Source organism: Vibrio sp. KUL78, assembly GCF_059725505.1.
Window position 1 is genome coordinate 682,420 of record NZ_AP045838.1, and the last position, 26,339, is coordinate 708,758.

General features: G+C 45.2%; 24 protein-coding genes, 1 tRNA gene and 3 pseudogenes. 8 read left to right on the top strand and 20 right to left on the bottom strand.

Translation table 11 applies throughout. The features are described 5' to 3' along the window. Positions 1-58: 58 nt before the first annotated feature. From AC6I8Y_RS19720 to AC6I8Y_RS19730, 3 genes and pseudogenes are all read right to left on the bottom strand, one after another. Positions 59-495: pseudogene (locus AC6I8Y_RS19720) on the bottom strand (transposase); the annotation flags it as partial. 265 nt (positions 496-760) lie between these two features. Next, positions 761-1,210: a DUF2541 family protein gene (locus AC6I8Y_RS19725; RefSeq protein ID WP_498022800.1), complete on the bottom strand. Its 450-nt coding sequence runs from the start codon at positions 1,208-1,210 to the stop codon at positions 761-763. 470 nt (positions 1,211-1,680) lie between these two features. Continuing rightward, positions 1,681-1,872 (bottom strand): hypothetical protein, encoded by a 192-nt coding sequence (locus AC6I8Y_RS19730; RefSeq protein WP_498022802.1) that lies wholly within the window; start codon positions 1,870-1,872, stop codon positions 1,681-1,683. A 264-nt stretch (positions 1,873-2,136) separates the two neighbouring features. Between AC6I8Y_RS19730 and AC6I8Y_RS19735 the strand changes: the two are divergent. Continuing rightward, a pseudogene (locus AC6I8Y_RS19735) lies at positions 2,137-3,058 on the top strand (IS5 family transposase). Between the two features lie 58 nt (positions 3,059-3,116). Here the strand turns inward: AC6I8Y_RS19735 and AC6I8Y_RS19740 are convergent. The 3 genes and pseudogenes from AC6I8Y_RS19740 to AC6I8Y_RS19750 all read right to left on the bottom strand — a co-directional run. Then, positions 3,117-3,790 (bottom strand): annotated as a pseudogene (locus tag AC6I8Y_RS19740) (transposase); the annotation flags it as partial. A gap of 1,705 nt (positions 3,791-5,495) precedes the next feature. Further along, positions 5,496-6,671, bottom strand: coding sequence for an Arm DNA-binding domain-containing protein (locus AC6I8Y_RS19745; RefSeq protein ID WP_498022804.1), 1,176 nt, complete (start codon positions 6,669-6,671; stop codon positions 5,496-5,498). 13 nt (positions 6,672-6,684) lie between these two features. Continuing rightward, entirely contained in the window at positions 6,685-6,894 is a 210-nt protein-coding gene (locus AC6I8Y_RS19750) for a hypothetical protein (RefSeq protein WP_391091824.1), read from the bottom strand. Positions 6,895-7,010: 116 nt separating this feature from the next. On the opposite strand from AC6I8Y_RS19750, the gene AC6I8Y_RS19755 reads away from it, so the two are divergent. Next, positions 7,011-7,223 (top strand): helix-turn-helix domain-containing protein, encoded by a 213-nt coding sequence (locus tag AC6I8Y_RS19755; protein ID WP_498022806.1) that lies wholly within the window; start codon positions 7,011-7,013, stop codon positions 7,221-7,223. A 225-nt stretch (positions 7,224-7,448) separates the two neighbouring features. On the opposite strand, the gene AC6I8Y_RS19760 is transcribed toward AC6I8Y_RS19755, so the two are convergent. Both AC6I8Y_RS19760 and AC6I8Y_RS19765 read right to left on the bottom strand, forming a co-directional pair. Beyond that, positions 7,449-7,523: transfer RNA gene (locus AC6I8Y_RS19760), tRNA-Gly, on the bottom strand. A 185-nt stretch (positions 7,524-7,708) separates the two neighbouring features. Beyond that, the gene (locus tag AC6I8Y_RS19765) at positions 7,709-8,878 is read right to left on the bottom strand and encodes a p-hydroxyphenylacetate 3-hydroxylase oxygenase component (protein WP_498022808.1); all 1,170 of its coding nucleotides are present in this window, start codon (positions 8,876-8,878) and stop codon (positions 7,709-7,711) included. Positions 8,879-9,052: 174 nt separating this feature from the next. On the opposite strand from AC6I8Y_RS19765, the gene hpaA reads away from it, so the two are divergent. Beyond that, positions 9,053-9,928 carry a 4-hydroxyphenylacetate catabolism regulatory protein HpaA gene (hpaA, locus tag AC6I8Y_RS19770; protein ID WP_498022810.1) on the top strand — a complete coding sequence of 292 codons (876 nt, stop codon included), beginning with the start codon at positions 9,053-9,055 and terminating at the stop codon, positions 9,926-9,928. A 49-nt stretch (positions 9,929-9,977) separates the two neighbouring features. Here the strand turns inward: hpaA and AC6I8Y_RS19775 are convergent, their stop codons facing one another. The 9 genes from AC6I8Y_RS19775 to hpaH form a co-directional block, all read right to left on the bottom strand. Then, complete coding sequence (locus tag AC6I8Y_RS19775) at positions 9,978-11,432, bottom strand: NAD-dependent succinate-semialdehyde dehydrogenase (RefSeq protein ID WP_498022812.1); 1,455 nt, start codon at positions 11,430-11,432, stop codon at positions 9,978-9,980. Between the two features lie 9 nt (positions 11,433-11,441). Then, positions 11,442-12,299 carry a 3,4-dihydroxyphenylacetate 2,3-dioxygenase gene (gene hpaD, locus AC6I8Y_RS19780; protein WP_498022814.1) on the bottom strand — a complete coding sequence of 286 codons (858 nt, stop codon included), beginning with the start codon at positions 12,297-12,299 and terminating at the stop codon, positions 11,442-11,444. Positions 12,300-12,379: 80 nt separating this feature from the next. Beyond that, a complete protein-coding gene (locus tag AC6I8Y_RS19785) occupies positions 12,380-13,348 on the bottom strand; it encodes an AEC family transporter (RefSeq protein WP_498022816.1) in 969 nt (322 codons plus the stop codon). A gap of 19 nt (positions 13,349-13,367) precedes the next feature. Further along, a complete protein-coding gene (locus AC6I8Y_RS19790; RefSeq protein WP_042470160.1) occupies positions 13,368-13,763 on the bottom strand; it encodes a 5-carboxymethyl-2-hydroxymuconate Delta-isomerase in 396 nt (131 codons plus the stop codon). Between the two features lie 81 nt (positions 13,764-13,844). Continuing rightward, positions 13,845-15,368: a 5-carboxymethyl-2-hydroxymuconate semialdehyde dehydrogenase gene (hpaE, locus tag AC6I8Y_RS19795; protein ID WP_498022818.1), complete on the bottom strand. Its 1,524-nt coding sequence runs from the start codon at positions 15,366-15,368 to the stop codon at positions 13,845-13,847. Between the two features lie 28 nt (positions 15,369-15,396). Next, entirely contained in the window at positions 15,397-16,164 is a 768-nt protein-coding gene (locus tag AC6I8Y_RS19800; protein WP_498022820.1) for a fumarylacetoacetate hydrolase family protein, read from the bottom strand. Then, positions 16,164-16,811: a fumarylacetoacetate hydrolase family protein gene (locus AC6I8Y_RS19805; protein WP_498022822.1), complete on the bottom strand. Its 648-nt coding sequence runs from the start codon at positions 16,809-16,811 to the stop codon at positions 16,164-16,166. The genes AC6I8Y_RS19800 and AC6I8Y_RS19805 overlap by 1 nt, the downstream gene beginning before the upstream one ends. Before the next feature lie 14 nt (positions 16,812-16,825). After that, positions 16,826-17,623 carry a 4-hydroxy-2-oxoheptanedioate aldolase gene (hpaI, locus tag AC6I8Y_RS19810; RefSeq protein WP_498023064.1) on the bottom strand — a complete coding sequence of 266 codons (798 nt, stop codon included), beginning with the start codon at positions 17,621-17,623 and terminating at the stop codon, positions 16,826-16,828. A gap of 12 nt (positions 17,624-17,635) precedes the next feature. Further along, the gene (gene hpaH, locus AC6I8Y_RS19815) at positions 17,636-18,439 is read right to left on the bottom strand and encodes a 2-oxo-hept-4-ene-1,7-dioate hydratase (RefSeq protein ID WP_498022823.1); all 804 of its coding nucleotides are present in this window, start codon (positions 18,437-18,439) and stop codon (positions 17,636-17,638) included. Between the two features lie 503 nt (positions 18,440-18,942). On the opposite strand from hpaH, the gene AC6I8Y_RS19820 reads away from it, so the two are divergent. From AC6I8Y_RS19820 to hpaR, 4 genes are all read left to right on the top strand, one after another. Then, a complete protein-coding gene (locus AC6I8Y_RS19820; protein ID WP_128650474.1) occupies positions 18,943-19,968 on the top strand; it encodes a TRAP transporter substrate-binding protein in 1,026 nt (341 codons plus the stop codon). A gap of 5 nt (positions 19,969-19,973) precedes the next feature. Then, a complete protein-coding gene (locus AC6I8Y_RS19825; protein WP_128650473.1) occupies positions 19,974-20,501 on the top strand; it encodes a TRAP transporter small permease in 528 nt (175 codons plus the stop codon). After that, positions 20,502-21,800: a TRAP transporter large permease gene (locus AC6I8Y_RS19830; protein ID WP_498022824.1), complete on the top strand. Its 1,299-nt coding sequence runs from the start codon at positions 20,502-20,504 to the stop codon at positions 21,798-21,800. Between the two features lie 146 nt (positions 21,801-21,946). After that, positions 21,947-22,384 carry a homoprotocatechuate degradation operon regulator HpaR gene (gene hpaR, locus AC6I8Y_RS19835; RefSeq protein WP_081935721.1) on the top strand — a complete coding sequence of 146 codons (438 nt, stop codon included), beginning with the start codon at positions 21,947-21,949 and terminating at the stop codon, positions 22,382-22,384. A 54-nt stretch (positions 22,385-22,438) separates the two neighbouring features. Here hpaR and hpaC read toward each other — a convergent pair whose 3' ends face one another. The 3 genes from hpaC to AC6I8Y_RS19850 form a co-directional block, all read right to left on the bottom strand. Continuing rightward, positions 22,439-22,945 carry a 4-hydroxyphenylacetate 3-monooxygenase, reductase component gene (gene hpaC, locus AC6I8Y_RS19840; protein ID WP_252015113.1) on the bottom strand — a complete coding sequence of 169 codons (507 nt, stop codon included), beginning with the start codon at positions 22,943-22,945 and terminating at the stop codon, positions 22,439-22,441. Positions 22,946-23,218: 273 nt separating this feature from the next. Then, positions 23,219-23,971 carry an SDR family NAD(P)-dependent oxidoreductase gene (locus AC6I8Y_RS19845; protein WP_498022825.1) on the bottom strand — a complete coding sequence of 251 codons (753 nt, stop codon included), beginning with the start codon at positions 23,969-23,971 and terminating at the stop codon, positions 23,219-23,221. After that, positions 23,898-24,722, bottom strand: coding sequence for a sulfite exporter TauE/SafE family protein (locus AC6I8Y_RS19850; RefSeq protein ID WP_498022826.1), 825 nt, complete (start codon positions 24,720-24,722; stop codon positions 23,898-23,900). Before AC6I8Y_RS19850 ends, AC6I8Y_RS19845 begins: the two co-directional genes overlap by 74 nt. Positions 24,723-24,964: 242 nt before the next feature. Between AC6I8Y_RS19850 and AC6I8Y_RS19855 the strand changes: the two genes are divergently transcribed. Further along, positions 24,965-26,278: an aspartate aminotransferase family protein gene (locus tag AC6I8Y_RS19855; RefSeq protein ID WP_498022827.1), complete on the top strand. Its 1,314-nt coding sequence runs from the start codon at positions 24,965-24,967 to the stop codon at positions 26,276-26,278. The last annotated feature ends 61 nt before the right edge of the window (positions 26,279-26,339 follow it).

Sequence of the window (26,339 nt, forward strand, 5' to 3'; positions counted from 1 at the left end):
AAGCAAGGGACGTAGAACTTAATTTCAAAGCCACAACACGAGGCGCCATCTGCTTAACTCGGCTGGCTAACCGAATGCGACTTGCATCCGGCTTTCGTTGTTTAAACTCGTAGTAGCAGGAAGACGCGACATCGAACAGCTCACAAAGAACTTTGGCCGGCTCATGCTTCCTCAACTGGTCAATTAGCGAGAACGCTCGAGTTCGTCCGACATTAAGAGAGCTGTAGCTTTTTTTAGTATGGATTTTTCTCTTTCTAAGCGATTAATCCTAGCTTCTAACTCTTGGATCTTATGTTGTTCAGGCGTCAGAGCTTTAACCGTTGGCGTTTCTCCGCCACGCTCAATCTTGAGTTGATCGACCCAGCGTCGTAAAGCCGTATCACCGATGTCTAGAGAGCGTGCCGCTTCAGATATTGGGTAACCTTGATCAAGAACCAAGCTTGCGGCATCTACTTTGAACTCAGAAGAAAATGTACGTCGTTGTCGTTTTGTCATTGAACACCTCATTTACGGTGGAGACTTTACCATCTAATTTGGTGTCCGGGATCATTAAACCACTACAAAACCCTAAATCCGCTTTGTTCGTTACGAGAGTATACGCATCAGTGGAATCGATTTAATGGACGCAAGAGAGAGAGTCCATTAAATCAGATGATTTTGCCTTACCAAGCTCAACTTCAATACATCAATTATTTCATAAAACTTTGTAACGGCGTAAAAAACAAATAGAGGCAACCTTTCAAATAGTCTCAAAATGCTATCATTTTTTAGAAATGTCATTCTTAATTTTCTTACCCCAAATTTCAACCTTCGCTTTTTCTGTTACTCCGAAAACTTTTAAAGCGGAGCTACCAAGCGACTCATAGTTGAGTTTAATCTTATCTAACTCCGCATTCTCTTTTGATGGTAAATTTAAATTTCTTGACGACATACCTTTAGTTAGAACACCGAGGTTATCAAATGTTTTTTCTTTCCCATCACTCATTATGACTGTGATGCTCTTTAGGTTTACTGTTCCTTGTGTACACTTGACTTTTATATGGTTGAAATGACTATTTGCAAATGGTTTAAGTAGATTGACTACATCAGTTTCGGACTTAAAACTGACGGTTTTATCTGCGATTTTGCTCCAATCATTATCTTCTGAAAATGATTGAAAAGAAGCTACGAAGGCTAAAAGAGAGATAACAATAACATTGAAGGATTTCATACTTTATAAACTTTTAAATTTCGATTTTTTTGTTAAGTCCGCTAAATAAAATAGTAGACAAATTTAGAAAACTCGGTTTAGTTTTCGTTTAGATAAGGTTTTTGCTTGAGCCATGTTGTGTGTCCCTCGCGAACAATCACTAATACTAAAAAGCAAAACTTGCCATCACCGTAAAAAGCTGAGCACTATCATCGTTGCTTGGAGAGCTGACAAATAAGCAAGAACCACTGTTGAACACTTAAAAATACTGGTACTCAGCACTGATGGACAGGCCACTTAACAAATCAAACCTCACACCAACGATGGCAATTGTATTGGAACGTTCATTATCTTAATACAATTGTCCTTAAGCGGTGTATGGCGTGAACAGAGCGAGACGATATGTTAAAATCAACTTCGCTTTGAAAGAGTCTATCCTTTCATGTTGGCGACGTTGGCGTTTTTTATATTGCTGCGGTTTGGGAGAAGGTTTAGGTGATGTCATCCTCAAGACTCCATAATTTATTGAATTCTCTTTCTTCTAGAATATCTTCAATTCTTCGCTTAACTCTTGCTAGCTGCTTTTGATTTTTGCTAGGCTTTTTAGGTGATTCTTTACGAGCCCGAGTTCGCAGAGTCCAAGGCTGTTTCTCGAAGAGGTCGTTATTGTTTCTTTCCGTCATTTAGTGATTCCGTTAGTCGGGGTTGTGTTGAATATCGTGATCGTCTTGACTGACTTTTTTCAGTTTCGATAAACAACCAATTTTAAAACTTTTCTTTCCTACAGCCCTTATCATTAGGTAGCAAAATCAGAAATGATGTGCTAATAAAGTTTAAAGCCAAGTCAAACTCACTACCTTCTAAAGGGGCTTTGCCGCCAAAATTAAAATAACCAAATCAGCACGTTATGATCATATCAGGGACATTAATTCACTGACTTTGACTTCATGCCGAAGCCTCACTAAAAAACCAGCAACTAGCGCAAATAAAACCAACACCTCTCTAATCAATAAACGTTCTCTCTCGTTTTGGATTGACTACGAAACAATAACAGAGTGGATACAATCTAAACACCATAGACGTGGTGGACGCGATTGTTTAGTGACTTAGCTATCACGACTGCTCTCATGGTAAAGCGCATCTTCTCCCTGCCCTTAAGGGCACTGCAAGGCTTTATAGGCTCAGTATTCAAATTAGCGAATGACCTATTGGTTTGTCCCCACTATACGTGTATACGCCGCTGATCCAAGGATGTAGAAATTAATTTCGAAGCATCAACGCGAGGTGCCATCCAAAACCTAGTCATTGATGCGACTGTGCTGAAGGTACACGGTGAGGGAGAATCAAAAGTGAAAAAACATGGAACTGATGGCAAGCATCGAGTCTGGCGCAAACGCCATCTTACGGATGATACAGATACACATGAAACTATCGCCGCAGAGATGACACTATCAGATGTGACCGATGCGGAAGCACACACCAACCGACTCAAACAAACACGCCGAACCATCATGGAAATATCGGGAGATGGTGCATACGATACTAAAGAGTGTCGCAGAGCGATTAAGGTTAAGAAAGCGACACCTTTCATCCCTTCGCATGAAGGCACAACTTTTTTGGTAAAAGGGCATCCACGTAATCTAGCAGTTGGCTGCTAAAAGCTCTATGGCGCCAATAAAAGCGGAAACAGAAGTATGGTTACCATAAGCGATCTTTGACGGAGACCGCTATGTATCACCTAGACAACTACTGGGTGCTTCACTCACGCTTCGAAATTACAACGCACAAGTGGGTGAGACCTACACAGTGATCAAAGCACCCAACAAGCTAACAGGGATAGGTATGCCCCAAACTCAGTATGTTGTTTAAAATGCGAACGATCTAACTAGTGTTCGCTCTTTCGCTGAATTAGGCAACATCAAAGCCCCGATAGACAACAAGCAGCAGTTATTGGTCCTATGCCAGTGATCGATTGCAGCATAGTAAACAGCTCATTGCCGTTTTTAATAATCTCATTTTTCTTATCTTGTTCTTTAATCTTCTCATTAAGATGATTGTAATGATCAAGTTGTTCTCGTAACTCAAGAACTAGTAATGGGGGAACGGATTACCCAGTGACAGCAAGCCACTGAGAAAGCCGTTTTATATTTGCATGACCACGAGTAAAACTGAAACCAAACTCAACAAGAGTTGAAGTAATACTGTTAATAACAGCCGTTCGCTACCTGATATAGCCAGTTCGATTTCTACGAATCACACTTCCAATCTTTGCCCGTTCAAATTTCGGTCTTTTAGCAGCTACAGCGTCGGCGTCAATGAAGTCATTTTTGTGGCTTTTAACATAGATTTTAACATAGATTTTAACATACTGAGATGGAAGAGCTTAACCTGATATCCAATCTCTTGGCAACGTCTAGCTAGCAAGTGAGCTCCACAACAAGCCTCCACTGCGATAGTTAAAGGCCCCTGTGCAGAGATATATTCAATTAGTTTAACTCTAGAGAACTTATGTCGACACAGTTCACGGCCAGAATAATCATGACCAACCAACTTAATGGTCAATTTACCAAGATCGATACCGATTGTTTTGATAGCTGACATGATGGCACCTAATGAAGTTAAGCGACTATGCTGAGTGTAATGTAGATGTGAGGCTTACCATCTAACTTAGTAAATGAACCTTGTTTGTCAAAGAAGTCATTGAACTTACATCAGTCAATCGGCTTTTAGCGAGGCTTCAAACCAGTTAATGAATTTTCCTATTTGATCCTGAGATTTTGAGATTTTGAGATTTTGAGATTTTGAGATTTTGAGATTTTGAGATTTTGAGATTTTGAGATTTTGATTTAATTAGTTCGATTTTTGAAACAAAACCAACTAAAGTAAGCATACTAATCACACAAAACGACAAGGATGCCTATTAATGCGATTAATTTCATTCACTACGCTTACACTCATGCCTTTGCTGGCTTTTTCTTCTACGGCGGCCACGGTTTCTGTAAAATGGAAGGGAGTTGTACCTAGCTTTGATTGTGCCTCTCGTGCTATTAGTAACCAGACTGATGCTAATGCGCTCATGCTGAAATGTTCGAGTGAGTTTAAAATTGAGCCAAAATCAGACTCGAAGCGAAAAAACATGGTGATGTTTAATATCTGAGTCTAAGTTGCGAACGGTATGCTACATTCAGCTTGGACTCTTCAGATGTAGCATATTGCAGAGTCATAACACTAACATAGTTTGACAAACTAGAGTGTTAGCACCTCACGCTTAGCTTGAAAGATATCAAAAGGCTTACGTATGGATCTGGTATAAAACTCATTCATATTCACAAGACTGATAATCTATGGTTCGTGCTTCCTCCCTATTAACGCTGAAAATGTAACTACGCGTACTCGAGCCACCTTAGCTATTAGGTGATTGTTTCTAGTTCATCCAATTGCGGCAACAAAGCCCTCTTCGCGTTCGGAAGCCATGTTAAAAACAATCGGTAGAGAGTTGCCATTGCTTGGGTATTGTTTAAGTCGCTTGTGACTTAGGTAAAATTTGTTCTCGGCAACAAAACCGTCTATAGGTTCAGCCACACTGTAAAGGGAACAAGCACAATTACACCCACATAGGCGATGATAACTAGATTTTTTTCTATCCACTCAACAAAACTCTTCATAACTTAGCTCCAATTATATCATTCAGATTATACGTCTAAAAACCGTTTCCGTATAATTGTTCTAGACAATATGTCCTACCAATCGGTGAGACCTAGAGCGTCTCTTTTTCACAAAGCCAGATTGCGTTCGATATTTCCCGATAAAGTGATCTGGTATAGTTCTGTCAACTTTGTAGCTATCCAGTAAACTAAATCTGATACTCATATTTGTTGAGTCACACTAAGTCTTAATCGACAAGGCATGCTTAAGGCTCGTTGCCAACCACTGCTTGGCGTAAGTGCGACTCGTTTCTGGTTACTGTGACTCACTCACACGAGGGCAGACGAAGTTAGTGTGTTGTCTTGTCTATGGCCAAGCTAATCTGTCGCTCCACAAAGCTCAAAACCCAATCTACATTTCGTTTTGGACGGTGATAACGACACTGATACAAAACTTCCACAATGCTATTCGCTACCATGTCCAAAAAAAACATCTTCCCGCCAATATTGATGCGGTAACATATAGGTTCTGCCTTTGAGCAAGAGATATATCTCTTGTTTAGATCGTTTAATGTCTTCAACAGTCATCTCGTCAAAGTAGTGACTTTGAATGACATCAAAGCAAAGACTAGTGCAATGTACAGCTAATGGCGAATAGCGCATCATTTACCTCCTGAATTTAAGAAAGCGGCAAATGCACTGCCATCTCGGCGTGTTAAGTTAGGCACGTAACGGGAGTACACTCTAAACAGCATCGTAGTCGTAGTGTGACCCATTTGATTCGCGATCCACTCTGGTGATTCACCTGCCGCCAAAAGTAACGTCGCGAAGGTATGGCGGGTTTGATACGGATTACGTCGTTTTAACCCTGCTCTTTCAATAGCTGGATACCAAACGGAACGAGCAACTACGGCGTAATTAAGGTGGCGATTTTGGGCATTAGTAAACACATATTTCAGTTTTTTATCGGCGTTAAGACAATGCTTTTCAAGGGCTTCCACAACCCTATCTGTGAGCTGAATCACACGATATGAACCATCGGTTTTGAGCCCTTTCAATCGACCACGCACAATACTTTGACTAACCGTAATGGTTTTGTTCTCTAGATCCACGGCTTCCCACATCAACCCATCAACTTCACCGGTTCTCATACCAGTAAAAAAGCGAGTTACGTAATAAGCGTGGTACTCCTCATCAACATATTTGAGGAAGCGCTCCACTTCCTCTAATGAGAATGGGTCAACTTCCGTGCGACCTACTTTTAAGGCTTTGATATTCTTCCAGGCTGGGGTAAAGTCATAACGATCAGCGGCTTCATTAAGAATCATCCTAAGCGGTGTCATTATGTGATTTATCCGTGATGGACTTAAGAACTGCGCATTTCGTCCCGGTACTTTGGCGAGGAAGGAGCGAAATTGCATGATTTGAGCCTTATTGATGGCGCTGATCCTTTTACTGCCGAACGTCGGTAGTAGGTATTTATTCAAGACGCCTTCAACGTCCACTAGGTGACCGTGACTCCATTCGACTTTCATCTCGGCTAGCCATGTCTTGGCAAACTCTTTAAATAATGGTGAATCAGGAGCATCAAAGTACTTCTCCGATTGTCTTTGCCTTTCCTTCACGGCTTCAAACTTAGCTGCGTTTTTACTACTCGGAAAATACTTCGAATAATCAAAGTGATCAGTCACTATTTCTGCCTCGATTACCTTCAGCAACTTCGCCGCACGGCGCCTGTTTACAGCATTATCAGCTAATTTCGTATACTCTCTACAACGTTGTCCTTTGTATCGAAAATCAAAGAACAAAAGACCTTGTCTCACGTTAACGCTCCCCATATCAAGCCCCTCTTTACTTCAGTAACATCGTCTCTACGCACACACCGTTAAGCATTTCTTCTTCGATGCGTTCCCATATGAACAAAATTTTCCGTCCACCAAATGGTCGAATATAATGAACCCCCTCAAATAACACGTTATCTTTGAGTTGTTCACGAATTACACGTGCGTCATACTTGATGACAGAAGAAAGCTCTTCCGTCGTTAGATAGGTATATGCCATAATCATTTCCTGTCTTATTCGCTACATTTCGTAGCTCTAGAGAAACACTAAGACACAAAAGATTACCTGTCAACACCATTTTGTGTCTTTAGGGAAACATATTAGGTCTTAATAGAATGATAAAGTGCCATCTTTCCACTCTACTGGGTGCTCGAAAACTCAAAATTTCTGACGTTGTTAGGGACACAGGTATCAACCGCAGTACTGTTAACCGCCTATTTCATGAAACAAACAATCGTGTAGATTTCGATACACTGGAAAAGTTGTGTATCTACTTGGAGTGCAGTGTGGGTGAGTTGTTAGAATTGATTCCAGATGATAACGACTAGTTTCGAATTAACTGGGGTAATAGTGGGCTGACAACTAGACCATTTAGGATCAGTTAACACCATATATACTTGAAAAGTACGATGGTCTAGATTTGGTCTCAAAGTGGTCTCAGTGCACGGAGATTGGTTTGGAAATCTTTAGTGATAGCTTTAAGCTGAAGATCTATAGATATGATAATGCTTTGATATTGTTTGTTTTTTGGGAGTTACTGTAGATAAGAAACTTGGAGCGTGCAGCGGGAATCGAACCCGCATCATCAGCTTGGAAGGCTGAGGTAATAGCCATTATACGATGCACGCATCATCGTGGGACGAGAGTTAATATGCCACATCTGATAGAAAAGAAAAGCCTCTTTTTGCTCATTTTGGGTTAACTGCGCATCTTTGCTTCGATTTGCTTCTTAATTGCACTATCACACTGATGTAAAAAGAAAAAGTGAGACATGAATCTCACTTTTTCTTCACTAGTAGTTAGGTCAGTTCATCTATACCATAGTTGGGTCTGGTTCAAGTCCCATCAACGAGCGACCCAAGATCTGGGCACAGACATCGTAGTCCGTGTAGGCGTGTGCGCCAGTCATATGAGAGTCACGGAACAAACGTTGTGCTTCATTGTCGCTAAACCATGCCATACCACCAGAAGCCTCGAACAGACGGTCGACACTTTCGATACAGATCTTAACCGCGAAAGCCTGATTTGTTCGCCAGAATGATAATGTCTCAGCAGATGGGTATTCCTTACGCTCACCGTGCTCTTTATGGTCATCCCAAGTCTTTTCTAGTAACGCTCGAGCTGCAGCAACCTGGTGCGTCGATTCAGCCAAACGCATCAATGCAGGTGTTGCCACTCCAACATTCGCCCCTGTATAGGCACGGACTCGGTTCTTCTGTTTCTCTTTATAGACTTCCAACATTCGCTCTGCGATACCCAAACTGATTGCCGCGAAGCCACAAGCAAAATATGGACGGTATGGGGTATAGAAAATATCGCTTTCTGGATACAAGTCAAAACCGGCAGAGTACCCTTCCATCATGCCTTTCGCTGTCTCAATGCGGTGTTCAGGGATAAAGACGTCGCGAAGCTCTAGTGTCTTAGTGCCACTGGACTTCATTCCTGCGGCATACCAATCATCGACAATCTTGTATTGATGGCGAGGTACGACACCAAAACAGTAAACCTTGTTGCCGTCTTCATCGAATCGATTAAATCCTAAGATGGCCCAGTCAGCGTGATCGCAGCCGCTACTCCAACGCATGTCGCCATTAAAGATTACACCACCTTCGGTTTCTTCTGTCTTACCAAATGGCGCAATACTACTGCTTGCTGTTGCTTCTGGGTCGGTTCCCCAAAACTCTTCTTGTGCCTGTTTGGAGAACATCGCCATTTGATGACTATGCGTTGCGAGCAAGCTCGCCCCCCAAGCCGTGCCACCACAAGCGCCAGCTAGCGCGGCAACACAATCCGCAAACTCAGGAAGAGAGATCTCTAAGCCACCATACGCTTTAGGCTGAAACGCTCTAAAGAAGCCAATTTCTCGTAACAAGCGAATATTCTCTTCCGGTGGTGTACGGTCCTGTTCAGCTTGCATGGCATTGCTAGCAATAGTTGGAAGAACAGTTTGAAGTTTTTCGAGTAGAGGATTAGGTCTTTTCATCATCGATTCCTTTTGAACGTTAGCCCTGTAGTAATTGTGTTGGGTGGGCAATTACTACGTAGTATGTTCACAAAACCGACAATGTTAAATGGATGTTAGCAACGTTAACTTGTACTTTTCGTAGATTTACCTAATATATTAACTATTATCAAAATCAAAAGGTGAGTTGGATACATGGAAGGACTAACGATCCCGAATTTGAACATTGGGAAAGTCTACGACTCTCGTTACGAGGAGAGTGAATTTCACGTCGAAAAGCTCGATAGTTTGGCGCTGTTTTTTGGTCGAAACATGCCAACACACTACCATGATCGCTACTACCAGATTCACTGCATTTTGGAGGGAACTACCCACGTATTGTTGGATGAATCTCACTACTCCAAACACGGTGTCACTCTATTCTTTACCCCTCCGACAGTACCGCACTCATTCGTGACAGATGATCACGCCAACGGCTTTGTGATTACGGCAAGCCAAACATTAGTCTGGAGACTTTTGGACATCGAAATTGGGCGCAATGATGTAGCTTCAACCGCGATGCAGCCATTTTGTACTGAGGTCGCGGAAGACCACCGACTTATTCAACGCTTTGAGCAGTTGATTGATGAGCAAAGTGGCGCGGATTTCATGAGTGACTCTGCATGTCAGGCTATATTGCAATTGATCCTAATTGATGTACTGCGGCTTGCTAATGCGCAGCCAACGAACACCACCTACCGTAGCAATGATGTCCATGTTTTCAATCAGTTTAGTCAGCTCATCGAGCAAAATTATAAGTCTCATTGGACCTTACCTCAGTACGCGGATCAATTAGGTTTAACCACAGCGAGGCTCAATGATATTTGTCGCCGAGTGAGTGGGCTTGCTTCTAAACGCCTAGTAGCCGACCGTGTCATGCAAGAAGCAAGGCGCTTGCTACTCCTTACCGCTATGTCGGTACAAGAAGTGGCGTACGAACTGGGTTATCAAGATCCGGCGTACTTTGCGAGGTTTTTTAAGAAAAACTCAGGGGAAACTGCGTCTGGGTTTAGAGAAAGGGAGCAGCGCTAACGGCTCTCCCTTATTATGAGATTTGCAGAATGGGGATGGTCAAGTATGGCTAATCTAGACCACCCATAAACAAGTACTTCATTTCCATAAATTCATCCATCCCGTGACGTGAACCTTCGCGGCCGAGCCCTGACTCTTTAACACCACCAAACGGAGCAGCAGCTGTCGATATCAAGCCTTCATTGATGCCTACCATCCCAACTTCTAGTGCATCCCCGACTCGCCACGCCTTACCTAATGACTTGGTATAGAAATAACCAGCAAGACCAGACTCGGTGTCATTGGCTCGCTCGATAACCTCTGCTTCACTAGTAAACCTAAACAATGGGGCCAAAGGCCCAAACGTTTCTTCTTCAGCAATCAGCATCTCATCGGTCACTTCAGTTACAACGAACGGGTGAACAAACTGACTATTAACGGAGTCAAACTCACCACACTGAACCACCGCCCCTTTTTCAAGGGCATCACTGACGTGAGCTTGCACTTTTGCTACTGCTTGTTGATTGATTAACGGTCCAATAGTAACGCCTTCTTCAAAGCCATCACCGACCTTTAGTGCTAGCACTCTTTGAGTCAATTTACTTTCAAACTCATCGTAAACCGCGTCATGTACGTACAGTCGATTAGCGCACACGCAGGTTTGTCCGGCGTTTCTAAACTTGGCGATCATGGCACCTTCGACAGCAGCATCAATATCTGCATCTTCAAATACAATAAATGGCGCATTTCCACCAAGCTCAAGTGCCATCTTTTTGATAGAAGACGCAGATTGATTCATGAGGATTCGACCCACGTTAGTGGAACCGGTAAACGACACTTTACGGACCTTCTTACTCGACGTCAGCACGCTACCAATTTCGATTGCATCACCGGTAATCACATTGAACAAACCATCAGGGATCCCCGCCTGTTGAGCCAATTTCGCTAGCGCTAACGCGGTAAATGGCGTTTCCGGTGCTGGCTTTAGTACGACGGAACAACCTGCTGCAAAAGCGGGAGCACATTTGCGCGTAATCATTGCTGCAGGGAAGTTCCAAGGGGTAATCGCTGCCACCACACCTATAGGCTCTTTCGTGACAACGATCTTGCCATCCGCTTTGTGGCTAGGGATGATTTCTCCATAAGCGCGCTTCGCTTCTTCGCTGTACCAAAGAACAAAGCTTGCGGCGTAAGCGATTTCCCCTTTCGCTTCAGTAAACGGCTTCCCCTGCTCTGTCGTCAAGATACGGGCTAAATCATCCGTATTTTCAACGATTAGATCGTACCATTTCCTCAATACCAAAGACTTATGCTCTGCCGTCGTTTGCTTCCACCCTTGAAACGCCGCTTGGGCAACTTCAACGGATAGTTCAGCCTCTACTGAACCAAGATTCGGGACACCACCTAGAGACTGCAGAGTCGAGGGGTTCATTACACTTGTGTTGCTTTGAGTGGGCGACGCAAACCACTCTCCGCCTATAAAGCAGTGTTCGGTTATGAATAGCGCTGGGTTAGTTAGCTGCATAACGCCCCCTTAATCTGTTACTTCGAATACAACGTTCACTTGTCCGGTACCCGAGCTTGGGAAGTACTCCGTGACTACGGTACTTTCGCCTTCATATTTATCCCAACCGAGTGCACCAAACAGCATGGCGGTATCGTGCATGCCACCTTCCCCAGAGCAGAGGTTGGCGTAATCGGGTAACATCTTCAGGAAGGTCGAATAATCTCGCTGCGCCCACAGTTCAAGGACTCTTAAATCCACCTGTCGGTTGAACTCTTTTGAGATGGTGAAGGTGCCATTGTTGGCTTCGTAGTCCTCATTATTCCAAATTCGATGCGATAACGACCCTGAAGCGAGCAACATCACGCGACTATTACTGGCTTCAATCGCTTCTCGAATCGCTTCTCCCAGTCTTCTAGACGATTGGATGTCGTGAACCGTACACCAAGCGGCAATTGAGACGACCTTAAACTGACAGTCTTCGTTCATATAACGCATAGGAACCAAGGTACCATACTCTAGATCCAGAGAATCTACTTGATGCGACAAGGTATACACGCCTTTTTCTGTCGCCAGCTCAGCGATTTTATCGCCCAGTTCTGGGTTTCCGTAGTATTGGTAGCCTAGGTTTTGAATAAAATGGGGAAACTCGTTACTGGTATAGGTGCCAGAGAACTTGTCTCGCGCATTGATGTGATAGCCCGCATTGACCAGCCAGTGCGTATCTAAGATGACAACAGTATCAACATCGAGATCCTTAGCCATCTGAGCGATCTGCTTGTGGCCATCAATCGCAGGCTTTCGACAACCATGAAGACGGCCAGGTTCTTCGGACATTAACATGGTTGGTACATGAGTAATTTTGGCGGCAACGCAGAGTTTTCCCATCGTTCTATTCCTTTTGAATATGGCTTCCCGTCATTGTGCAAAGAAGCTCGTTGTACGGTTTCAAGTTATCGATTAAGCCCTTAATAGAGGCTAAAAATCATGATGACCGATGCCGTCACTAGGCTCACGGTCACCATTGCAAAAATGGTGGTTGGAAGCAGCACTGCTGAGCAGATGGCTCCCATGTTGTATTTCTGTCCAATCACGGCGTAGACACCAAACATAGGCATGCTTGCCAAAATTACGGCAACAGCAGCCATAGTCGGCTCAAGGTCAAACCAAAGCAGAATCATTATTAGCAACAGCAAAGGGTGTATAAGCAGCTTGCCCAGCATCACCGTGCCGATTTCCTTCTTGCGTCCGCGAACACTGACGCCAACCAGACCGCCCCCTATGGTAAACAAGGCCACACCTGTGACTGTATTTGCTAACATGTCAACGATATGGGTTGCGGTTTCGGGTGTTTTTATCCCAAGCGCTGACACGGACATACCCAGCACTATCGCCATCACGACCGGGTTCTTAGTCAGGCTAAAAAACGTTGCTTTCATTTTCTCAGTTAACTGACTACCGCCACCGCCGTTTGTCAGGTCTGCGAGCGTAAGGAGTAGCGGTAGCATGATTAAGTTTTCCACCACGAGCGTGAGTGAAAACGGCACTAATGCTTGTGTTCCAAACAGAAAGAAGATAATCGGAAAACCAATAAGTAGACTGTTTGAAAAACTCCCCCCAAGTCCTAGCACCACGCTTTCTGTCAGGTTCTTTTGTAGAACTAACGCACTCACCACAGCGACCAAGGTGAAAGCAAGCAGAGAGCCGATGGTGTAAACCAGCAAATAGTCCGCATTCCAAATTTCCAACAGTGGTCTGGTACTTAGCGCACTGAAAATGGCCGCTGGCAATCCGAAGTTAAACACAAACGCCGCAAGCGCCTTGTGACCATTTTCCGGAATAATTTTTTGTTTAGAAGCAAGGTAGCCCAGGCCAATAACGAGAAAAACAGGAAGAATAGTCATCACCACATGATTCAAATGCCCTAGTGACAGCATGTTGCTCTCCCTTTCTCTTTCAAGCGTTATTGTTCGCCGCTAGCTTCTGATGAATATTGTTCTTCTTGTAATTCAGCTCTGGATGCAGCTCGATCATCTCAAAACCAATGCTGAGATATTGGCTATCAAACGTTGGCTGTAAATAGTCACAAAACACGTTAAAGATACGCTCTGCTGCTTGTCGGCGAACCTCAAGGTCTCGCCCTACTCCCACTTTTGCCGTGAGATGTATAAAGCGATTGTTTGGGTCTTCGTCGGCGATGAGGTAATAGTCACTTTTGACGGCACGGGTTCGAATTCCACCCTTTGGAAATACGCCTGTTTCGATGGCTTCTCGGTGAATCACTTTCATCAGCTCTGGAATATCGATATCCGACTCAATATTTGGTGAGAATTCCATAATAAAATGTGGCATTGGGTCACTCCTTAAAAAAGGCTCGCTAAGCAGCGCGAAGCGAGCCTGCGCAAAGGTTGTTATTATTGTTTCAACTACTACCTATTGTTTTCCTAGCGTAGGGACGTTGTGAGTGTCATGCGCAATACAAATGTTCTTCGTTTCCATATAGAAATCGAAGCTCCAGTCTCCACCATCACGACCAATGCCCGACATTTTTACACCGCCAAATGGTGATGGTAGGTTTCGATTATTTTCAGAGTTCACCCAGATCATTCCTGCTTCTACTTTGCTTGCCATGCGCATAGCTCGACCTGTGTTTGAGGTCCAGATATACCCTGACAGCCCGTAGTCAGTGTCGTTTGCAATCTCTAGAGCTTGCTCTTCACTGTCAAACTCAATACAGGTTAGTACGGGTCCAAAGATCTCTTCTTTGGCAATACGCATGCTGTTATCGGCGTCTGTAAACAGCGTAGGCGTCAGGTAGTTACCATTTCCAAAGCTATCAATCGCTTTGCCACCAACAGCAATGGTCGCGCCATCTTCGGTTGCAGCGTCCATATAACTTAGGACTTTGTTGTAATGGGATTGATGAACCAAAGGGCCAACTTCTGTTGCAGGATCCAATGGATGGCCGACTTGAATGTTCTCGACTCGTGCTTTTAGTGCTTCAATGAACTTGGGCTTGATACCACTTTGGATAAGAAGGCGGCTTGAACTGGTACAGCGCTGACCGTTCAAGCTGTAGATCATGAACACAACAGCATCGAGTGCACGTTCGAAATCGGCATCATCAAACACGATGACAGGGTTCTTTCCGCCAAGTTCAAAGTGAACACGCTTAAGCGTTGGTGCGCCTTGAGCTTGAATCATTGAGCCAGTCACGGTTTCACCAACAAATGCCACCGCTTTGATTGCTTTATGTTCGGTCAGAGCTTTACCTGCAACTTCACCAAAACCGTTCACCATGTTCCACACACCCGCTGGTAAACCTGCCGCTTCCGCACATTCCGCCAATATTGCTGCCGTTAACGGACTGAATTCCGCCGGTTTATGAACTACAGTACAACCCGCCGCCAACGCTGGTGCAATCTTCCACGTTGATAACATGAAAGGCGTGTTCCAAGGAGTGATGACGCCAACAGGACCAATCGGTGTACGAACCGTATAGTTAGTGTGATTGTCTTGGTGTAGAGACAATCCGTTTTTCGCTTCCGGTGACTTATCCGCAAAAAATCGGAAGTTCGCTGCGCCTCGAATAGCTGCCTGCTTCATAAAGCGCAGAGGCTGACCGCAGTCCATGGATTCAACCAAAGCGATCTCTTCAGCTCGCTCTTCGATTTTGTCGGCTAGGCGATGCAGGATCTTTTTACGATCACTACCAGCCATCTCCGCCCATTCCGTAAAGGCTGATTGCGCCGCAAGGCACGCTTGGTTCACATCTTCGGCGCTGCCTTTAACGACTTTACCAAGGCTTTCGTTGTTCGTTGGCGATAAGTTTTCGAATGTTTCACTCTCTGAGCCTAAGCTCCACTCGCCAGCAATATAATGACCGAGTGTTTGGTTGCGATATTTTGCTAGGTACTGCTCGGCTTTGGTGAGGTTGCTATCTAGTTGTTGAGCCATAATCTTTGTTCCTTTTTCTTATTCTGAGCTATCGCTGGGCGTAAAAATCTTGTTCCGAAAGGACTGGGTTTTCGAGCGCACCAATGCCTTCTATTTCGCAGCGAACCACATCGCCTGGATGAATGTCTTTGAGTCCTTTCGGCGTGCCTGTCGCGATAAGATCGCCCGGTTTTAGAGTCATAAATTCACTCAAGTACTCAATCAAGAAAGGCACATCGAAGATCATGTCTGCAGTCGTCCCAACCTGAGTCACTTCGCCATTGACCTGAGTTTCAAGTTTGAGGTTGGTGACATCTTCGATGTCGTCTACATCCACAATCCACGGACCAATAGGACACAGCGAGTCTCGGCTTTTCACTCTTAGGTTTGGTCGGTAGTAATTCTCTAGGTAGTCGCGAATGGCGTAATCGTTACACACGGTAAAACCACTCAAATACTGCAGCGCATCCTCACGCTTTACGTTGCGTGCTTCCTTGCCAATCACAGCAACAAGCTCACACTCGTAATGCATAAATTCGATACCATCTGGTCGATATGATGGCTTGCCGTGCGGTGTTAGCGTGTTTTGACCCTTGAGGAAAACTAACGGTTCTTTTGGCGGCTCAAAGGCGAGCTCTGACGCATGATCGGCATAGTTAAGTCCCAGCGCGAAAATTGTTCCTGGGTTCTCTACTGGCACCAAAAACTCATAGGCACCTGACTCAATGACATCACCCGCTTCGGTATTCACCGATAGATCGTCATTGACTGTCACATTCAGCACTTGTTGTTGATATTGAATACGTGCCCGTTTCATTACTCACCTCCTGCGACAATATTTTCTAAACGTAGTACCTCACCAAGCGTTGAGGTGACGTGATCGTATGGTTGGAGTTCGACGCGCTCACCCGCAAAACCAACCGCGATGACATCTCCTTTCTCTAGCGTCATAATGCGAGAGATCTTCTCAAGTAATTGCTCAACATCACGCTCTAATCGGCTCAAAGGAAAGTAGCGCTTCACCGAACCATTAACTGCCGTCACCAACTCCAGTTCTTTGTAGTTGCTCAAATCTGATGTGAGCACAGGGACAGATATCGTGGCAGATTTGTCGATACATTTACCTTTGATATCTGGGCGGTAATAGCTCGCTTCTGGCAAAGAAAAATCATGTAGCAGCGCAAACCCTTCCACATAATTAAGAGCTGCTTCTTGAGTCACTCGACAGCAATGCTTGCCAATAATCACGGCGAGACTCGCACCAACAACCAGCTCGTTTTGCTTCACAGGCCATTCGATAGCACGGTTATCCTGATTCCAAGTATTGTGTGGCTTGAAATACAGCACAGGCTCTGTCGGCAATGCTTTGTATGGTGGTTGCTTAAAGGTGTCAGCTAGGTTTTCGAGCTGCTGGCTATCGTTGAGCGCCACGCAAACTACTTTCCCTTGTAATTTCGCATTCATCGTTTTTCCTACCTTTAATAGACGTTATCGATGACGGGGGTTTCAATATCGTCAACGTGTTTAAGTTTGTATGCGAGCTGCTCCGCGCTTAGACGAAGCAGCAGCGTATCGACGCCAGCGCCGATGAAGGTAACGCCGCGATCGGCATAATCTTTCGCTTGTGTTGGGTTGAGAGAGAGTATCCCCACTGCTTTGCCTGCTTTTTGAATCACGTCGATTGCGTGGTCGATGGCGGCAGTCACTTGAGGGTGACTAGGGTTTCCAATGTGCCCCATCGAACCACTTAGGTCTGACGGACCAATGAAAATGCCATCAATGCCCTCAACAGCGGCGATTGCCTCAATGTTTTCGATTGCTTCTTTGGTCTCTACTTGAACCAAAATGCAAATCTGGTCGTTAGCGCGGTGCAGATACTGTGGAATGCGATTCCACTGCGATGCTCGTGCGAGCGCACTGCCAATACCACGAGTACCAAGCGGCGGGTATAACGCTGATTTAACAACATTTTCTGCTTGTTCAGCGGTATTAATCATTGGCACTAGCAAAGTTTGCGCGCCAATATCAAGCAGACGCTTAATCAATGTGGGATTCGCATCTTCCGCACGGACTATTGGTGATGTGTTGTATGGTGCGAGCGCTTGCAGATGAAGCTTAATATTGGTTAGGTCAAACGAGGCGTGTTCGCCATCGATTAATACCCAATCGAACCCTGCACCACCGCAGATCTCTGCGCAGCTTGTATCTGGCAAGCCTAGCCACAATCCCCAAAGAGGGTCATTACCTGATAGCGACTGTTTAAATTGGTTTTCCAACATAACTTTCCCCTACACGAACTTGACTGAAATACCGCCTAACGGACCAAAGTCAGCATGAATCGTATCGCCTTCTTTCACTGGAACGGGTCTTGTAAAGGAGCCCGCTAGAATGACCTGACCCGGCTCAAGAGAGACACCGTGCGGCGCAAAGCGCTTACAGACCCAGCAGATACCATTTGCAGGATGGCCCAATACCGCAGCAGCAAGGCCGGTCTCTTCGATCTGTCCATTGAGATACAACATGGCGCCAGCCCATCGAAGGTCGATTTCTGTTGGTTTGATCGGTCGTCCACCTAAAATGATGCCGGCATTTGCAGCGTTATCTGCGATGGTGTCGTACACCTTGCGGGTATAGCCTGTCTCGGGATCGGTTCGATGGCATCGAGCTGCAATAAGTTCAAGCGCAGGAATGACGTAATCGGTCGCGTTGAGGACATCGAAAATAGTGACATTGTCACCTTCTAATTTGTCCTTTAGAACAAAAGCCAGCTCTACTTCGATGCGGGGGTCTAGGAAGTCTGAAACAGCGATCTGCGCACCATCAGAAAAGAACATGTCATCCAAAAGCACACCGTAGTCAGGTTGGTCGATATTGACGGCCATTTGCATAGCGCGTGACGTTAGCCCGATTTTGTAACCTTTAACCTCTGCCCCTTCGCGTTTTTTGCGTTCCACCCAGCGGCTCTGGATCTTGTAGGCATCGTCCATCGACATTTCTGGGTAATCCAACGTAAGAGCAGCGATCTGCTCTCTGGTTTTCTCTGCCTTATAGAGACGTTCGGCAGCTACTTGAATTTGCTCTTCTGTTAACATTCGATTTCCTTTCGTTTCCGTGCTGGCTAAAGCAATGACTTATTGTTTTCTATTTTGGTCTTGCTGATTGAGCGGTTACCCGCCCAAAGTAATTAATATGTTAAGTACTTTAGTTAATATGTTAAGTAAAGTCCAGAAATGACAAAATCCAGATTAAGCTGCTGTTTTTAAATAAATTTAATTAAAACTCCAATTTTACAGAATGATGAAATGTAACTTCATTTCACGCTTACCGTGACAGGAGTCATGATTTTTGATGGGTATTCAGAGCAAAGTGAGGCATCTATCACTAAGAGTGTTTTACAAAACCCTGATTAATTTTTGTTTCATTGATCTAGTTAACATATTAAGCATTATTGATACATTTAATTAACACTGGCGATTTGATTTTGAGCGAAACTAGTTAATACATTAAGTAATCAACAAAACAACGACTCACTAAGTGGGCAATGCTCAAGCAGGATCGAGCAACTAATAAACCGTGAAACGAAAGGAAAGACGTTATGCGAGTAAATAAAGTCGCCGCTATTACTACAACTGCTCTACTTCTTATGGGATCTTTTTCCGTACACGCTGAACCAGAAAAAGTCATTAAAATCAGTACTTGGGGTTCACCCAACCATGGCATCAACAAGGTTGTATGGCCAACTTGGGGACAATGGATAGAAGAAGCGACTGATGGTCGTGTCGGTATCAAAATTGAATACGATCTCGCCCCACCACAAACACAAGTTGATGTCGTTACAGATGGCATCGGTGATGTCACTTGGATTTTTCATGGTCACAAAGCAGGACGCTTTCAGTTGACTCAGTTACCTGAAATTCCAACCTTTTCTGAAGGCACTAGCTCTGAGTTAATGTCACAAGCTTACTGGCGAACCTACGATAAGTACCTTAAGAAAGGGCGTGAGCACCGCGGTGTTGAAGTGATGGCATTGAGCGTCCACGGACCCGGTCAGCTCATTACTAAAAATCCCGTAGAGTCCCTTGAAGCTATCCAGGGTAAGAAAATTCGTGTCGGTGGTGGTGTGATTTCTTCTGTCGCCAAAGATATGAAGGTGACTCCAGTTTTCATTCCAACAACTAAAGTTTACGAGTCTATCTCTCAAGGTGTCGTTGAAGGCGCGTATCAACCGGTTGAGGCGCTGAGTTCATTCCGACTTGCCGAAGTTGCAGACAATACACTAGTGATTCCTGGCGGCCTGTATCGCGGCAGCTTTGCCATCGTTATGAACATCGATACCTTCCGTGGACTTTCGAAAGAAGATCAACAAGCGATCAAAGATGTTTCCGGTGAAAAACTCTCGCGTTTGTTCGGCAAAATGTGGGATGACGTTGACAACGCTGCTTACGAAACCGCTTTAGAGGGCGGGCATACTTTCACTCCAGCATCACCAGAAATGATTGAGTCGTTGAAAAAATCCAGCGAGCCGCTCGTCAATAACTGGTACAAGGTTGCGAAAAAGCGCAAGGTCGATGGTCCTGCCGCTTATGAGTATTTCTACCAACAACTTGATCAAGGATTGTAATCACTATGAATGGTTTTAGTGTTGCTAAGACCATACGGCGAGGGCTAGAAACCCTCGCTGCCATCAGCTTACTTCTCATGATGTTGATAACGTTCGTTGATGTGACTGGTCGATACTTCTTTAACGCTCCCGTGATGGGGTCTACTGAGCTCATCGAAGTATTGCTCGCAGTGATGGTTTTTATGGCGTTTCCACTGGTGTCGTGGAATGAAGAAAATATATGTGTTGACCTGCTCGACAACTACTTCCCAGAGAAGTGGATTGGCGTGAGGCAGATTGTGATTAACCTCATCTGCAGCTGCTCGCTTATTTTGGTGGCAATGATGAACTGGAAGCTAGCCGGACGCTCTCTGGAATACGAAGAGGTGACCGAGATCCTTGAAATGCCACTAGGCTATGTCACTTATCTCATCTCCATTACCGGCTTTGTTGGTGGCGCACTTACAGGTTTCAACGCTCTGGTGTACGCAAAAGGCTTATTTAGCAAAAAGAGCCCTGCTCCAACCGTCAACACAAATAGCAAGGAGGCGTAAATGATTGAGTCAATTATCGGCTTTACTGCATTGATCATTATGGTATTTCTTCGCCTTCCTCTCGCGTTTGCGATGGGTGTGGTTGGATTTATCGGCTTTTGGTATATCAATGACTACAACTGGAATGCCGCCATGTCGATGGCAGCAAGACGCATCATCGATACCGGCCAAGACTACAGTCTTTCAGTCATTCCACTATTTATCTTAATGGGCAACTTCGTAACTAAAGCGGGCTTATCGAACGAGCTTTACCGCGCTTGTAATGCCTTTGTTGGGCACAAGCGAGGCGGGCTATCGATGTCGACGATTCTTGCCTGCGGTGGGTTCTCTGCAATATGCGGGTCTAGTCTTGCAACCTCTGCCACCATGTCACAAGTTGCCATGCCGCCGATGCGAAAGTATGGCTACTCTGATGGCTTAGCAGCTGCGTCCATTGCGGCAGGAGGTACACTTGGGATCCTTATTCCACCGAGTGTCATGCTGGTAATTTATGGACTGCTCACTGAGAGCAGTATTCGCGAACTCTTTGCCGCAGGCTTCTTACCTGGACTGCTTGGTATCGGGCTCTATCTTGCGGCAGTACAGTGGGTTGTATTCCGCTCCCCTGAAAGTGCACCTCCTGGTGAGCGCATACCTTGGGGTCAAAGATTTATCGCATTAAAAGGCATCCTCTCAACGCTACTCTTGTTTGTGCTTGTGATGGGAGGCATCTATGTGGGAGCCTTTACGCCAACGGAAGCAGCTGGTATAGGTGCAACAGGTGCATTTACGCTCGCCGCATATCGACGCAAGCTCAACTATCAGGTGATGCGTGATATTTTGGTGGATACTGCAAAAACGTCCGCTTCACTCTTCGCTGTTGTCATTTGCGCGCTGATTCTGTCTAACTTTATTAACCGTGCTGGGCTGCCAACTGCCTTAGTTGAAATGATTCAAGCCGCTAACGTAACACCAATGATGGCGCTCGGTTTGATTCTACTGGTCTACATCATTCTCGGTTGCGTGTTTGAAAGTATGTCGATGATGCTACTGACGGTGCCAATCTTCTTCCCCGTCGTGGTTGAATTGGGCTTCGATCCTATCTGGTTTGGTATTGTTGTTGTCGTGGTAACGGAGATCAGCTTGATAACCCCACCTGTGGGTCTAAACGTATTTGTTCTCTCGGGCATTATAAAAGACATCAACACCGGTACTATTTTCAAAGGCGTGTTCCCATTTTGGGTAGCAGATATGGTTCGATTAGCCGTTATCGTTCTAGTACCCGCTATTGTGTTGTTCTTGCCTAACATGTTGTATTAAAAAGCAAAGTGGCTTTCCTTTGGGGAAGCCACTTTTTCGTTTAGAGTAAAGTATCTATCTGTATTTATTGACAAATAAATCACCATATATCAATAGGATGACTTCATTTTATTTCTGATATATGGTTTATTAGTAGTAAGGAAATTATGAAGGTTAACCTAGTGACAAAATACGAAGATTCTCTGCCGCTCCAACTGATTAGAGCCAGAGACATCGCCATGGAATATTTCCGTCCCGTGCTGGCAAGTAACGACCTTACCGAGCAGCAATGGCGCGTTATGCGTGTATTGGACACCAAAGGCGAAATCGACTTCACTACCCTATCTCGTGAGTCTTGTATTCTCAGTCCCAGTCTCACTGGTATTATCAATCGACTCGAAAAGCTTGGTTATGTAGAGAAGAAGAAGTGCGAACACGACGGACGCAAGTCCTACATTCACCTAACTGCCAAAGCGGAAAGCTTGGTAGAACGCTTACGGCCACAAATTGAAGAGCAATATGTCGCTCTAAAAGAGCGTATTGGAGAGGATCGTTATTCAGAGCTCTCTAACTTGCTCAACGAACTTATCGCGAGCAAACACTAAAACACCCGCTTATGCGGGTGTTTTTATTTTTATTCCTACTTAGCTTTTTAACGACTATGCCACTTCGGCGACCTTCACATCTGCTTGTAGATGTTTGAACTGACGGTCAAAGTACATGAGCGCATCTTTGTCTTGTGTCGTGATTGCCTCGACTTCTAAAAAGAACACCGTGTGCGTCCCCACTTCTTTCATATCACTGATGCGACCCTCAAGCGTGGTTAGTGCACCGTTCAATACTGGTACCTGATGCTGGTTGAGCTTCCAACCTTCCAGCTCGAAACGCTCTTCCATCTCTAATCCTGTCATTCCAGCAAAGTGCATGGACATTTCCTGGTGTTCACTCGCACAGGTATTGATGCACATACGACCATTGCGCTTAAAGATATCGTTAGAAGCACTGGAACGGTTCACACAAACCAACAAGGTTGCTGGGCTATCTGTTACCGAACACACGGCGGTAGCGGTAATGCCAATGGTACCTGCTTCACCGCCCGTGGTCACAATGTTGACGGCAGCTGCGAGTTTCGACATCGCGTTACGAAATTCTTGTTGTAGAGACATGGTATCTTCCTTTTCGCTAGACTGAGTTTTGGCGCTTTGGAGAGCGCTCCCTGTTATGTGCTTTCATTGTGGTTTATTAACGCAGATTGGAACATAGACAGTTATCGTGTTCGCTTGTACTTTTCGCAGCAGTTGGAGTAATACATCGAGGGGATAAAAGTAAAGGAATAAGGTAGGTGAATGGATTTCAATCATTTTCAGCCCCAAAACCAACAAACCCACATGCTAAGCATATGGGTTTACTGTTATGAACAGTCTTTTGTTGAGACCTGACTAGTCTCGATCAATGGCAAACGGTGACCAAGCTTGACGTGTCGGCATCACCTCAACTCTGTTGATATTAATGTGCTCGGGAAGATTGGCGATATAAAACATATGCTCAGCAATATCTTGAGCGCTAAGTGGAGTTGTACCTTTGTATAAGTTATCTGAGGCCGTTTGATCGCCTTTGGTCCTTACCAAGGTAAACTCTGTCTCAGCAATACCTGGAGCGAGATCTGTCACTCTTACACCTGTGCCTTGAAGGTCACAGCGCAGGTTGTAGCTAAACTGCTTAACAAATGCCTTACTTGCACCATAAACGTGGCTACCTGGATAAGGCCATTGTCCTGCAATAGAGCCAACATTAATGATAGTTGTCCCCGCGCCTACTTCAATTAGCTTCGGCAGTAAGGCATGGGTCACGTTGACGAGCCCCGTGCAGTTGGTATCAATCATGGTGTGCCAATCGGATAGGTCCACATCTGCAGCGCCTTCTGGCGCCAGCGCTAGCCCTGCGTTATTGATAAGTGCGGTTATCTCTGAGAACTCACTCGGTAGGGATTCGACAGCCTCTTTCACAGCCGCTGCATCTCGTACATCCAACTGAATGATATGCGTTGGGACATCAAAACATTCCTTAAGATCTAACAATCTTTCCAAGCGTCTTCCCGATAGCACTAAAGACCACCCCTCACTTGCAAATTTCTCTGCGGCTGCACGTCCAAAACCAGAAGTTGCGCCAGTAATAAATGCAATTTTCTTCATCTTGCTGTTCCCTCTCAAAGTAAGTCCATATCAAAGTAAAAAAAGTAACGAGCGCTAAACCCATTAAAATTGGAGCTGTAGTAAACCTTGGCGAGAGCTCAGGTAGCCATTGATGCATCTTTTGCCCAAGCAAATTACCCACTAAAGCAAAAGGCAGCAGTGTAAGACCGACTAACATCAAATATCTACTAACCGCTCCAATTGCCGTTAACCCCACCAATGAGGTCAAAGCACTGACCATAAAAAAGACGATGGCTGTTGCCCTGAGCTCTTTGCTGCTCATCGTCAGATTCAACAAGTACAAAATAAGCGGTGGTCCACCTGCAGAACCGGCAGTCATACCAAACCCGGAGAACGCCCCGACTGCGAGTGAATATCGCTTGTCGAGCCAAAGCAGCCTTAAATCCAGCATTATCAGCCCTCCCGCCGCCATAGACAGCCCGGCGATTAACATTTTCAAAGCCTCAGATGAAATCCAAGACACGACAAATAGCGAAAACGGCGTAGCGATAAGCATGCCTACTATCAACCTCTTGACTAGCGGTTTGTCTATCTCGGTATGCACACCACGCAGCAAGCAAACGCTACTAAGTAGGTCCAGCGTAATGGCGATAACAATCGACTCAATCGGTGTAAAAACAAAGTTCAAACAAAGAGCCGCAATGACCGCAAAACCAAATCCGGAATAGCCACGTACCACTCCTGCAAAAACGATCAGTACCGACGCGATCCCTATCTCAATCCATGCCATGACGATGCTGTTCCAATGTGCTGACCTCAAATCTCAATACTGATGCGCTGTGTGTTTTCAATGTAAATAGATTGCGTTTGGTGCCATAGAGCCAGTTTGAAGAATCCTCTAGGGCAGACAGATGCTGGAATTACTGACCCACGACTTTTTTGAAACTGACACTACTTCCATGACGCCATTTCTCGCCAAGATAGCTTTACTGCTCGCGTTTCAAGAGCGATGTCATTGCACAGGAGAGAAAAATGGATTTGTTATCATCTGAAATTACTAACCAAGACGTTATTGAACTGGATAAACACGTCTTCCATTCTTGGTCAGTTCAAGAGAGTGCGACGCCCATCGCGATTGCTAATGGGCAAGGCTGCACTATGTGGGATTTTGACGGAAAAGAGTATTTAGACTTTAGCAGCCAGTTGGTGAATACCAATATCGGTCATCAACATCCTAAGGTCATTGAAGCGCTAAAGAATCAGGCAGATACGCTAGCAACCATAGCGCCAGCTACTGCCAACTTCACTCGCGGTATGGCGGCCAAACGCATTCTTGAGCGTGCGCCTGATAGCTTCAAAAAGGTATTCTTCACCAATGCAGGTGCCGATGCTAACGAGAACGCCATTCGCATGGCAAGGCAGTTTACTGGACGTGATAAAGTCCTCTCAGCCTATCGCTCTTATCATGGCAACACTGGTTCAGCAATCGCAGCGACTGGCGACTTCAGACGCGTGCCGAATGAGTACAGTCGCGGTCACGTGCACTTCTTTAACCCGTATCTGTATCGCACCGAATTTAACTCGACTTCTGAACATGAAGAGTGTGAACGCGCACTTGCTCACCTAAAACGAGTCATTGAGTGCGAAGGACCAAACTCAATTGCCGCTATTATTCTTGAAACCATCCCAGGAACGGCTGGATTTCTATTGCCCCCTGAAGGTTACCTACAAGGTGTGCGTGACATCGCGACACAACATGGCATTCAGCTGATCTTCGATGAAGTGATGGTCGGCTTCGGACGCACTGGCAAATGGTTTGCGTTTGAACACTTCAATGTGACGCCTGATCTTGTGACCTTTGCTAAAGGGGTCAACTCCGGATATGTGCCCGTGGGAGGCGTGATGGTTAGCGAAGCTATCTGCGAGTTCTTTAAGTCCGAATTCTTTATGGGTGGACTGACCTACTCAGGCCATCCGCTTGCCATGTCGACAATTGTCGCGGCAATCGATGCAATGGAAGAAGAAGGCATCATTCATTACGCCGATGAGATCGGAAACTCATTGCTCGGCCCTTCATTAATGGCCCTGTGCGACCAGCGCAGCGTCATTGGTAACATTCGAGGTAAAGGGATGTTTTGGGCGGTAGAACTCGTCGAAGACAAATCAACCAAAGAGCCGCTGAGTAATGCGAAGATGGGACTCATCAAGCAAAAACTCACTGAGCGAGGATTGTTGACCTTTATCGTTAATAACCGTATTCATGTCACCCCACCGCTGATCATCAAGCCAAACGAGATCAAGCATGGCGTCGCTCTTATTGACGAAGTCTTAGCTGAATTCGATTAACAACAGCAATAAGTGCCAAGCGATTCGCTTGGCACTTACTTTCACTCTCTCTAAACTATCC